We start from the raw sequence: 12,476 nt of genomic DNA, 5'->3' as shown, positions 1-12,476 counted from the left end.
CATTCATCCTTTCATCCCGCTCCACCGTTTCACGTTTTTGAGTGAAACCGGGGATACGGCGATTACGATTCCTCCAACTACAAAAGAGAAAACAAACTTTAACCCATGACTCAAAATAGCCATGGAAAGCCCTTTTCCAAGGGGAATACCCGCCGAGAGCAGAGTATAACTCATAACAGATTCATAGGTACCCAGTCCTCCAGGGGCAAATTGAAACAACTGACCGATGATCGTCACACTATTGACCCAAATCGCTGCTCCCATGGATAACGGCTCTAAACTGATGACGGCAACTCCAAAGAGAATCGCTCCCTCCAATACCCAGCTAAGAAAGATTAGACTGATGACCACGAGTCCCCTGCCACCAGAAAGGGCATTTTTCAGCATACTTACCTGTCGGGAGAGGAATACGGAAGGAACATACCTAAGGATAAATCCTCCTGCCAATAGGAAACAGATAAACAATCCGATGGAGAACAGAGCGGGCATCTCTAGTGAAAGTGGAAAAAATGGCAGTCCGATCCCTACAAGGATCATGAGCAATAATGTGTCCATCACTCTCAAAACAAACACTGAATGAAACGATTGTTCAACACTTACCTGCTTTTCACGCTGGTTCATCACCATGACCCGAAGTCCGTCCCCCACTTTTAAAGGAAACAAATGATTAAACAGTAAACTATAAAACAATCCGATCAAACAGCTTGATAATCTCACATTCGCATTCAGGTATAGTTTCCATGCGATTCCTTTCAGGAAAAAGGACAAAAAATACATTCCCAGTACCGTTAAAATGATAATAGGATGCACAACCATCTGTTGTATGGCTTTCATCATAAACTCTTTATCAAAATAGAAATAGAGCAAAATAAAAAACAGACCCAATAATAAGATTCTTACAGCATTCTTTGCGAATTTATAGGACGTTTTGTTCATGTTCTTTCATCCATTGAACGGTTCTTTTGATTCCTTCTTCAAAGGAGACAGCTGGTGAATAGCCTAAAACGTCTTTCGCTTTCGTAATATCCGCACATGTCGATGTCACATCCCCAACCCTTCTGTCGGTAACGTGTAACTCCAACGATGGAAAATGAGTCCTTAGTTCACTGATCAGCCTGTCCATGGAAATCGGCCTGCCATTTCCAAGATTAAACGTTCCAGACTGATCACTCATGATGGCCTTATACGTACCATCCACAATATCATCAATATACGTATAATCTCTACTATTCTCCAATCCGTAAATAGGAATATTCCCACCGTTCATAAGCTTCAGGATAAATGAATAGATAGCCATATCAGGTCTTCCCCACGGTCCATATACGGTGAAAAAGCGGAGGATCGTCAAGTCCAGACCGTAAATGGACGCGTATGCTTTACAAAACGATTCGGCACTATACTTTGCCGCAGCATACGGCGATATCACCGCACCCGTTGAATCATCTTCTTTGGAAGGCTTGTCACTCTGATTTCCATAAACAGAGGAAGAAGAAGCAAAGATAAATTTCCGGACACCGCTCTCCCCCGCCAGTCGAAGGGTATTGATCGTCGCTTTGATATCATAATCGACGTATTCATTTGGAACCTGTAAAGAGTGGGATACCCCTGGGATCGCTGCCAAATGAACGACACAGTCGCCTTTAAAATCGCGAAACACCTCTTGTAACTCTTCTTCATCCACTAACAAATCTTTTTTAGAGAAGCTGAAAGAACCCACTTCCCTTACAAACGATAGTTGTCGTTTTTTTCTTTCAGGTGAATAATAGGGGTGAAAACTGTCTATGATCAATAGCTCATGATCTTCTTCAATAAGCTTTCTCGACAGATGGGATCCGATGAACCCGGCACCGCCTGTAACAATTATCTTCAATTCCTCACACCTCGAACCATTACGATTTAATCATCTCTATATTGTACCTTACCTTGAAGTGAAAGTGAAAAAGGGTTGACCCCCATGTGTTCAAAAAGCACCACCCCTCAATGTACTTGAAGGAGGACTTAACACTTTACAGGGTCAACCCAAATGACTATTTATTCGCTTTCGCAATCACATCATTCAACATTTTTTCAATGTTAGATCTTAGCGTTTCTGCTTTTTCTTTATCCTGTGACTTAACAGCTTCTAAGTAGCTTTGAGCATCTGTTGATAGTGATTCATATGATGCATCATCCATCAGATTCTTAATATCGGAAGAGATCAGATCAATAAACAGCGCACCTTCCAATGCAGTGATAGCTGACTTATCTTCTCCCCAGTACTCTTCACTCTCTTCATATTCGTGTAACGCAATTTTAGAGAATCCACGAACAAATGCATGGTTCACTGCTTCAGGATCGATGGATGTCACTTCCGTTTGCAGGTCAAATTGTTTGTTGATCTTGTCCGCTTCTTCAGGAGCGTTTCCTGATAGATAGCTTTCAAGAGATTGATAGAAAGCCCATCCTTCTGCTTGTTCAGCTTTTGCTGCTTCAGCATTTTCCTTTGCTTCTTCAGATGCTTTCATCGCATATCCGTTCGGAAGAGCACCTGCAGCAAGGTAAAACGTCTTCATAAGCGTTTTATCCACAACCTGTTTCCCCAGTTGGAAGCCGAGTTCATCATCCTCTTCGACCGCCTTCTCCATTTCGGCAAATCCACCATTTATGGCATCCATCATCTTAGTCCCGTATGCCTGATCCCTCTTCTCGACAGTCGGCTCAAGGATTTCATAGAATTCTTTCGCTTCTTCTATTTCTTCATTCACTTCTTCCGTGTTGCCCCAGTTTTCGGCAACTTCCGTGAATTCATGTTTCATTGTTGTATAGAATACTTTTTGCATTAATTTATCGAATAATTGTGCCACAACCACTTGATCAAGGGAACCATCCTTACCTGCTTCTAGAGCGGTAGAAATATGCTCATCAACCGTATCTTCAAATTCCTGATCACGTTTTTGCACAAGCTCTTGCAGATCATCTTTATAGATGGAAGTCACTTTATCAAAATCAACATCTTTGTCTTCCTTCGCTTTTGAAAGCTCAGCCTTGGCTTCTTCAAATGACGCAGAAAAATCCATTTCTTCGCTTTCATCTTCTTTTTCTACTTGTTTAGATTCATCCGATGCAGCTGTATCACTGCTTTTCTCATCGGTTCCACATCCTGCCAGGACAGAACCCGTTAATAAAAATGCAGCAAAGATCTTCGTTAAATCTCTCTTTCTCATATGTATAAACCCCCGACTGTTTAAATGATAATGATTTTCAATTCCATTTAAATTATAGCGAGAATGATTCTCATAGTCAACGGTTTCTTACGAAAAATATGACTTCTAAATGGTTAGAGCACTTGAAGAGGTCCGATTAGTATAAATTAACATGTGTTTTGGGGTAGTATTAGATGATTTAAAGGAATGACGTCAATAATGTAAGTTGAATGGGAGAGAATCGAGGAATTCATGGGTATTTTCAGTTAGATTCTAAGATTATTTCCTTTTATTGAGCCACTTCCAAGGTTTATTGGGCCACTTTCAGCAGTTATTGAGCCACTCCAACAGTTTATTGGGCCACTTCCACAATTTATTGTGCCAAATTGTGAACAACACTACCACAGCCCCACCATAACCATTTCCTCATTCTAATCGAAACAAAAAAAACACCGGAGCTGACTAACCAGCCCGGTGTTTTTGTGTATCTTCTTATACGTGTTTGTTTAATAATTCAGCAAGTGCTTCCTTAGGTTGGAAACCGATTACTTTGTCTACAACTTCGCCGTCTTTAAGGACAACCAAAGTTGGGATACTCATAACCCCGTATTTCCCTGCTGTTTCCTGGTTTTCATCAACGTCAACTTTAACGATTTTCACTTTGTCGCCCATTTCACTATCAAGCTCTTCTAGTACTGGAGCGATCATTTTACAAGGTCCACACCAAGGTGCCCAGAAATCTGCAAGTACCAGTCCAGAGTTTGTATCAGTTGTGAATGATTGATCAGTAGCATGTGTAATAGCCATATATATGCGCCTCCTAAAATCTTTGAATGTAACGTAAGTATATCACCGTTTTTTTATGGATGCTATATTTCTGCTCGTAGGTAATATTCCCGTTTGAAAACGGAATATACTCGGGAAGAAAAAATAAGGCGCAGCCCGTGATTCAGCTACGTCCCTATTTATAATCCATATTATTCTTTTACCCGATAATCGTTCCTATAAACATAGGAACAGATTAAGAAGAGGATACTTTTAGTTTCTTGAACTCTTCCGTTAACATCGGTACCACTTCGAACAGGTCCCCGACGATGCCGTAATCAGCAACGTTAAAGATATTGGCTTCAGGATCCTTATTGATGGCCACGATGACCTTAGAGTTTGACATACCGGCTAAATGCTGGATAGCACCAGAGATACCACATGCAATATACAGGTCAGGCGTTACGACTTTCCCGGTTTGACCGATCTGTAATGAATAATCACAGTAGTCTGCGTCACACGCTCCACGCGATGCCCCGACAGCTCCTCCAAGAACATCTGCAAGTTCCTTAAGAGGATTGAATCCGTCTTCGCTCTTCACTCCGCGTCCGCCGGCGATGATGACTTTCGCTTCTGAAAGGTCCACCCCTTCACTTGCTTTGCGTACGACTTCTTTAATGATAGTGCGTAAATCCTTGATATCCACTGAAAGGGACGTAACCTCACCCGAGCGAGACTCATCTTTCGCCAGAGGCTCGATGTTATTCGGACGGACCGTCGCGAAAATCACTCCGTCAGTGACGATTTTCTTTTCAAACGCTTTTCCTGAATAAATAGGTCTTGTGAAAACAAGGTTACCGCCTGCTTCCTCAAGGTCCGTTGCATCGGAAATCAATCCTGTGCTAAGTTTACTTGCTACTTTAGGAGACAGGTCTTTTCCTAGTGCTGTATGACCGAAAATGATTCCTTCTGGCTTCTCTTCATTAATGACAGAAAGGATCGCTTGTGAATAACCGTCAGATGTATATTGTTCCAGCTTATCATCTTCCACGACTACTACTTTGTCCGCACCATATTGAATCATCTCTTCACCTAAAGCGCTTACACTTTTGCCAATAAGAACGCCAACGACTTCTCCGCCTTCAGATACTGTTTTACCTGCCGCAATCGCTTCAAAGGAAACATTACGTAATGATCCGTCTCGAACTTCTCCAAGTACTAATACTTTTCTCGCCATGTTAAATTACCCCCTGAATGTTAGTTATTACTGTGATTCCGCCTTATATGACTTTCGCTTCGTTGCGAAGAAGTGAAACAAGCTCTGATACTTGAGCATCCAATTCGCCTTCTAATACTTTACCGGCTTCCTTCTTCGGTGGAAGATAAATTTCAATTGTTTTGGTCTTCGCTTCTACATCATCTTCGTCTAAATCGATATCATCCAATTCCAATTCATCCAAAGGCTTTTTCTTTGCCTTCATGATTCCTGGAAGGGATGGATAGCGAGGTTCGTTCAATCCTTGTTGAGCCGTCACCAATAGTGGAAGAGAAGTTTCAATGACTTCTGAATCCCCTTCTACGTCACGCGTAACCGTTACTGTTTCACCGTCGATTTCCAGTTTTGTGATCGTTGTCACATAAGGAATATCAAGTTGCTCTGCAACACGTGGTCCGACTTGTCCAGATCCACCGTCGATGGCAACATTACCTGCAAGGATCAAGTCTACTTCCTGCTCTTTTAAATAGTGAGAAAGAATTTTCGCTGTCGTGAACTGATCTCCATGATCAAGGTCATCTTCTGTATTGATCAGAACTGCTTTATCAGCACCCATGGCTAAAGCCGTTCTCAATTGCTTTTCGCTTTCTTCTCCACCGACCGTCACGACAGTTACTTCCCCGCCGTGTGCATCGCGGACTTGAATGGCTTCTTCGACTGCATATTCATCGTAAGGATTTATGATAAATTCAGCTCCGTCTTCGGCAATTTGACCGTTTTGGATCGAAATTTTCTCCTCAGTATCAAACGTTCTTTTCAAAAGTACATAGATGTTCATTCGTAAGTCCCTCCTAATAATGTAAACATTCTTTCCCTTAAAAAGATTTCGACAATTTAACCCCTTTGAATGGGCAGCATTGTTATTCAATACTGCCCCTCAATAAGAGTTTACTATATTACTAGAATGTATTCTAGCCTTTAAAGTGTGGTTCTCTCTTTTCAATGAACGCTGAAATACCCTCTTTGGCATCAGCGGATACGAATACTTCACCGAATAGATCCGATTCTTTCTTTACGCCTTCATAGAAACGGTCATCTTTCGTATAGCTTAACAGATCAATAGCAGCCTTCATGGCAGCCGGGCTCTTCTTCGCAATCTTATCAGCCATATCCTTTGCTTTATCAAAAAGCTGATCTTCAGGGTAAGCTTTATTGGCGAGTCCCCATTGTACAGCTTCTGTCCCACTGATTGGTTCACTCGTCAGCAGCATTTCTGCCGCCTTCGCTCGTCCAACCAGTTTCGGAAGGCGCTGTGAACCTGCAAATCCTGGAACCAGTCCTAATTGCAGTTCAGGTAATCCAAGCTTGGCATTTTCACTGACCAATCGGATGTGAGCGCCCATGGCAAGTTCCAATCCACCGCCTAAAGCGGCTCCATGAATCGCTGCAATGATCGGTTTCGGGAAATTCTCCATCCGCTCGAACACGTCCTGGCCCTTTTTGGCAAGCTTAGAGAATTCTTCTCCACTTTCAATCGTTGTGAATTCTTTGATGTCTGCGCCTGCTGAGAAGAAGCGTCCCTCACCTTTCAGTAAGATCACCCGTACATCAGAATTCGTCTCGAGTTCATCAAGAACGGCATCGATTTCCTTGATGAGTCCACTGGCTAATGCATTAGCAGGAGGTCTTTGAATAAGAATTGTTGCAACCTTTCCTTCTAATGACCATGATAAACTTTCCATTTCATATCCTCCTAAACTAATTTAGTTCGCGCCTCCACAGCCATGAAGCAATAGCTTGTGAATAGCAGGGACTTGATCGACTAAATCATATTTCTGATCGTTCATCACCCAAGTTGTCGCCATTTCATCCAGAGTGCCAAAGATCATTTGGCGGGCCAGACGAACATTGAGATCACTTGAAAACTCACCTGATTCAATTCCGCTGATCAGGATTTTATCGACTAATTCAAGATAGCCTTTTAGTACATCATTGATTTTCATACGGATATCCTTATTCGATTGCCTGAGCTCCAGTTGAGTGACAATAGCGAGATGATGATCATCCGACAGAATCCTACAGTGATTTTCAATCATCACTAATAATTTCTCTGAAACTGTCTGTTTTCCTGCAATAACTTCCTCGATTTTTTCGACAAAGAGAACCATTTTTTCCTTGAATAATGATATCAGGATATCTTCTTTGTTTTTAAAATAAAGGTAAATAGTCCCATCTGCGACACCCGCCTGTTTAGCAATCTTTGAGACCTGTGCCTGATGGTAGCCATTTTCTGCTATAACAATAACAGCTGCATCGATAATTTGCATGTATTTAGGTTTATTTCGTTTCATAAGTTTTGACCTGCCTTAACAAAATATGAATGACCATTCATTCATATTTCAATAATAAAAGGTTTCGCACCGAATGTCAAGAATCGATCCTTGTCCCATTCAGAGTCAAAAGGATAAAGCTCAATGAAATTCAGGTTAACTTGTTTTTTGTTCGTTTTCAACCTTTTGCCGCTCTTCTTCTACCAGGGTTCTTCGCAGAATCTTCCCGACAGCTGTTTTAGGCAGTTCTTTCCGGAATTCGTATATTCTCGGTACCTTATACGCGGCCAAGTATTTACGAGAGTATTCGTTGAGTTCTTCCTCTGTGAGGGATTCTCCTTCTTTCAACACAACATATGCCTTGACGGTTTCACCTCTATAGGCATCAGGAACCCCTGCTGCGACAACCTCTTGAATGGCAGGATGTTCATATAGCACTTCTTCGATCTCACGTGGATAAATATTAAAGCCACCAGCAATGATCATATCTTTCTTGCGGTCTACTACATAGAAATAACCCTTTTCATCCATATACCCTAAATCTCCCGTTAACAGCCAGCCGTCCTTTAACGTTTGTTCCGTTTCCTCGGGACGGTTCCAGTACCCTTTCATCACCTGTGGACCTCTGACGACGATTTCGCCGATTTCATTTGGTGGCAGTGGTTCTCCCGTTTCCAAAGAAAATACTGCGCTTTCTGTACTCGGCCAAGGTACGCCTATGCTTCCCTTTATTCTCACCTTATCCCAAAGAAAGTTGGAGTGAGTGACAGGTGACGATTCAGTTAATCCGTATCCTTCCACGAGCTTCCCACCTGTGACTTCCTCGAATTGTTGCTGTACTTCCACTGGTAATGGTGCACTTCCACTTAGACATGAATCAATGGATGACAGATCGTAATTCTTTAATTCCGGATGATTCAGGAGGCCAATGTAGATCGTTGGGGCTCCCGGGAATAAAGTTGGTTTTAGCTTCTGTATCGTTTTCAAGGTTGTTTCAGGATCAAACTTAGGAAGCAGGATCATCTTATATCCCTGCATGACAGACAGAATCAGTACGGCAGTCATCCCATACACATGAAAGAAAGGCAGGATCCCGAGCATCTTTTCTTCCCCTTTTTTACACTTGTAAAGCCAGGCATCACACATGGATGCATTCGCTACAAGATTCTTATGGGTCAGCATGACGCCTTTAGGGAAGCCTGTGGTGCCGCCTGTGTATTGAAGCAGGGCAAGGTCATTTTCAAAATCGAATCCTTCTTCTGGAATCACTTCAGGCTCCGCCGTTTTCATGATTTCCGTGAATAAGTGATTCTGACCAGAATGATCTACTTTCACGACGATACCATATTGCTTCTTCTGGATAAATGGGTATATGAGATTCTTCGGAAAAGGCAGGTAATCTTTGATAGCGGTTACAACAATATGCTCAAGGTCGGTGTTTTTCATGACTTTCGATACTCTTGGATAGAGGATGTCTAATGTAAGTATCACCTTGGCACCGGAATCTTTCATTTGATATTCAATTTCTCTCTCCATATACAAAGGATTGGTTTGTACCACCACTCCACCTGCAAATAAAATGCCATAATAGGCAATGACAGATTGAGGGGTATTCGGAAGCATGATGGCGACCCGATCACCTTTGTTGATCCCTAGTGTTTTAAGGTAGTTGGCGAATTTGAGAGCTGATTCATACAGTTGGCTATAGCTCATTTCTTTCCCCATGAAATGAATCGCGGCTTTCTCTCCATAAAGAGAAGCGGCTTCAGTCAAATAGGACTGTAACGGTTTCTCGACAAGATCGAGCTCCTTCGGAATTTCTGACGGATATTCAGCAAGCCATGGTTTATTCATTGTAATCCCTCCTTATCAATTTTTTGAAAATTTCTTCTATTCATTATTATAATATAAGGGGACTTCAGTTACAATTTGAAATAAATGTCGACCATACTTTCTTCCTATCCGAAAGGCTTGACCTTCCTTGTAGACGTTTCATAAAAAGAAAAAAGACTGCCTAATCCACCATATGACAGTCTGTTTGTACAATATTATTATTTTGGGATTGTTTTATCTCTCTGCCCATTTTAGTCAGGTAAAGAATAGCATATAGATGATCCCGACCACAATGAACAGTCCGCACAAAGTGAGCAGAACCTTTGCCAATGTTTCCATTTTCCCTCTCCTTACGATATACCGGCTCCTATAACATAGGATAATCCAACTGAAATGACCAGTGAGATGAAACCTACTGCCCGGTTATCATTTTCAATTTCTTCATCGATTCTAAATTTTGGCGTCAGAAATTCATATATGAAATATCCGATCAACAAGAGAACAAAGCCAAACACACCCCATCCAATGGTCGTCAGGATGGTATCATTATGACTGATGGAATGGCGGAAAATATTGGCTATCCCAAATATCTTCCCGCCTGTTGCCATCGCAACAGCTAAATTCCCTTTTTTGATTTCCTCCCAATTTCGATATTTAGTCACCAGTTCAAATATCGATAAGAACAATACCAGGCAAAGGATGACCACACTATAATTCCCCGCCGTTTGAACAAATTCATTTTCCCAAAAGTTCTCCATTGTAAAGCTCCCTTTATTCCGTTTTCATTTACTTGAATTGTACGACCGTTACGCCCGTTCCACCTTCACCTGCATCACCGAAACGGATATTTTTCACTGAACGGTGATTTTTCAAATACTCCTGCACTCCCTGTCTTAATGCCCCCGTCCCTTTTCCATGGATAATGGAAACGCGTGGGTATCCTGCAAGCAAGGCGTCATCGATGTATTTTTCTACTCTTGATAAGGCATTTTCAAAACGCTCGCCGCGCAAATCAAGTTCGAGGCTGACATGAAAATCTTTCCCTTTCACTGTTGCAAGAGGTTTGGTTTCCACCTTTTGCTGGGATTGGATGAATTCAAGGTCGGACTCCTTCACTTTCATCTTCATGATACCCATCTGAACCTGCCATTCCTTCGCAGACACCCTTTCGACCAAATGACCTTTTTGATCAAAGCTTAACACCTTGACTTCATCGCCGGGCTTCAATTCGTGTTTCACTTGAGAGGTTTTCTTCTTTTGACCCGTTTTTAGCTTAGGTGTTGCATCCTCAAGCTGCTTTTTCGCCTGGATCAATTCATGTTCTTTGATCTGAGCCGACTTTTCCTGCTGCATTTTCCGTAAATCCTTGATCACCTGCTCAGCTTCCGCCTTCGCCTTTTCAACGACTTCACTGGCTTTTTGCTGTGCCTTTTCGTAGAGTGTATCTTTCTTCTCGTAATACTCCATCATTTGCTTCTGCATATCTTTATGCATCTTCTCTGCCTGCCTCAGCAGCTCATGGGCTTCCTCAAGCTCGCGTTCACCCTGACGTCTGCTGTCTTCTAGCGAGGCAATCATATTCTCGACTTCTTTACTATCTGTGCCAATATGGGACTTTGCACGTTGGATGACCCCATCGGACAATCCAAGACGCTTGGAAATGTCAAAGGCATTACTTCTTCCCGGGACCCCAAGCAGGAGCTTATAGGTTGGACTTAATGTTTCCACATCGAATTCCACACTTGCATTCACGACGCCGTCCCGATTGTAGCCATACGCCTTCAATTCGGGGTAATGGGTGGTCGCGACGACTCTTGCCCCTGTACCATGGACTTCATCAAGAATGGAAATGGCTAATGCCGCCCCTTCTTGAGGATCGGTCCCTGCTCCCAATTCATCGAACAGCACAAGACTATCATGATCGACCTTTTTCAGGATGTCGACGATGTTGACCATATGGGAAGAGAAGGTACTCAAGCTTTGTTCAATCGATTGCTCATCCCCGATATCGGCATAGATGGTCCGGAATACGCCGACTTCCGATCCATCGAGTGCAGGAATCGGAAGTCCTGCCTGAGCCATAAGGCTTGTTAAACCCAGTGTCTTAAGGGTAACGGTTTTACCACCGGTATTCGGACCGGTAATCACGATGGAAGAAAACTCATGTCCAAGTTCGATATCATTTGCCACCGCCTCCTCGATAGGGAGAAGGGGATGTCGTGCTTTATTCAGCTTCACACGGCGTTCATTATTGATCGTCGGTTTTGATCCCTTGATCGACCGTCCGAATTTCGCTTTTGTAAACATGAAATCCACGTCTGACAGGACGTTGACAATCAGTAGCAGTTCTTCTCCAGACTCCTGAACATGTTCAGAGAGTTCCTGTAGAATCTTTTCGATTTCCGTTTGTTCCTTCAACCGGAACTCACGCAATTGGTTATTCAGCTGAACAATCGCTTCAGGCTCGATGAATAATGTCTGACCTGAAGAAGACTGATCATGGATGATCCCGCCATATTGTCCCCGGTACTCCTGTTTGACCGGTATAACGTACCGGTCATTCCGGATGGTGATGATGGCATCGGATAACATTTTTTGAGCATTCGAAGAACGGATCATCCTTTCAAGCTTCTCTCTGATCCGTCCTTCATTGGCCCGGAGCTGCGTCCGGATCGTACGAAGGGTCTCACTGGCTGAATCCAGGATTTCTCCGTTATCATCCACCACTTTACGTATTTCCTGTTCAAGTTGTGGCAACGGAATGACCGTTCCCATTTTCTCTTGCAACAGAGGAATATCCACTTCTTCCTCCAACAGTTCTTCTACAAAAAGGGTCAGTTTCCTGCTTGCCCGAATCGTACTCGCCACCTGGACGAATTCAGAAGGGGAAAGCATACCGCCTATTTGAGCTCGCTTTACGTGAGGACGTATATCGAATATCCCGCCTAATGGTGCATGACCCTTTAAGCGCAGAATCGTCATCGCTTCATCCGTCTCTTCATGAAGAGCTGTAATCTCTTCATAATCGACAGACGGCATAAGGGAAGCTACCCTTGCATGCCCCAGCGCAGAAGCGGCGAATTGCTTTAATAGTTCTTTGATTTTATCAAACTCTAATGTCTTTAATACTTTAGAATTCACGGAATGTAT

General features: G+C 42.8%; 11 protein-coding genes. All 11 read right to left on the bottom strand.

From position 1 onward, the window contains the following. Positions 1–3: 3 nt before the first annotated feature. Positions 4–936, bottom strand: a complete 933-nt coding sequence (locus LCL96_RS02690) for a lysylphosphatidylglycerol synthase transmembrane domain-containing protein (protein ID WP_224939937.1) — start codon at positions 934–936, stop codon at positions 4–6. Further along, entirely contained in the window at positions 917–1,870 is a 954-nt protein-coding gene (locus LCL96_RS02685) for an NAD-dependent epimerase/dehydratase family protein (RefSeq protein ID WP_224939936.1), read from the bottom strand. Before LCL96_RS02685 ends, LCL96_RS02690 begins: the two co-directional genes overlap by 20 nt. Before the next feature lie 157 nt (positions 1,871–2,027). Continuing rightward, positions 2,028–3,203 carry a hypothetical protein gene (locus LCL96_RS02680; protein WP_224939935.1) on the bottom strand — a complete coding sequence of 392 codons (1,176 nt, stop codon included), beginning with the start codon at positions 3,201–3,203 and terminating at the stop codon, positions 2,028–2,030. A gap of 471 nt (positions 3,204–3,674) precedes the next feature. Continuing rightward, a complete protein-coding gene (gene trxA, locus LCL96_RS02675) occupies positions 3,675–3,989 on the bottom strand; it encodes a thioredoxin (protein ID WP_034757073.1) in 315 nt (104 codons plus the stop codon). Positions 3,990–4,203: 214 nt separating this feature from the next. Then, entirely contained in the window at positions 4,204–5,184 is a 981-nt protein-coding gene (locus LCL96_RS02670; protein ID WP_224939934.1) for an electron transfer flavoprotein subunit alpha/FixB family protein, read from the bottom strand. Positions 5,185–5,227: 43 nt separating this feature from the next. After that, complete coding sequence (locus tag LCL96_RS02665; RefSeq protein WP_224939933.1) at positions 5,228–6,001, bottom strand: electron transfer flavoprotein subunit beta/FixA family protein; 774 nt, start codon at positions 5,999–6,001, stop codon at positions 5,228–5,230. Between the two features lie 133 nt (positions 6,002–6,134). Then, entirely contained in the window at positions 6,135–6,905 is a 771-nt protein-coding gene (locus tag LCL96_RS02660; RefSeq protein WP_224939932.1) for an enoyl-CoA hydratase, read from the bottom strand. Positions 6,906–6,926: 21 nt separating this feature from the next. After that, positions 6,927–7,514 carry a TetR/AcrR family transcriptional regulator gene (locus tag LCL96_RS02655; RefSeq protein WP_224939931.1) on the bottom strand — a complete coding sequence of 196 codons (588 nt, stop codon included), beginning with the start codon at positions 7,512–7,514 and terminating at the stop codon, positions 6,927–6,929. A gap of 135 nt (positions 7,515–7,649) precedes the next feature. Then, positions 7,650–9,347 carry a long-chain-fatty-acid--CoA ligase gene (locus LCL96_RS02650; RefSeq protein WP_263628042.1) on the bottom strand — a complete coding sequence of 566 codons (1,698 nt, stop codon included), beginning with the start codon at positions 9,345–9,347 and terminating at the stop codon, positions 7,650–7,652. Between the two features lie 329 nt (positions 9,348–9,676). Then, complete coding sequence (locus LCL96_RS02645) at positions 9,677–10,084, bottom strand: DUF350 domain-containing protein (RefSeq protein WP_224939930.1); 408 nt, start codon at positions 10,082–10,084, stop codon at positions 9,677–9,679. A gap of 28 nt (positions 10,085–10,112) precedes the next feature. Continuing rightward, positions 10,113–12,467, bottom strand: a complete 2,355-nt coding sequence (locus LCL96_RS02640) for an endonuclease MutS2 (protein WP_224939929.1) — start codon at positions 12,465–12,467, stop codon at positions 10,113–10,115. Positions 12,468–12,476 lie beyond the last annotated feature (9 nt).

The sequence above is a fragment of the Rossellomorea aquimaris genome (assembly GCF_020172085.1).
Taxonomy (GTDB): domain Bacteria; phylum Bacillota; class Bacilli; order Bacillales; family Bacillaceae_B; genus Rossellomorea; species Rossellomorea aquimaris_E.
The sequence above is the reverse complement of the archived record's forward strand: the minus strand, read 5'-3'. Positions and strand labels throughout refer to the sequence as shown.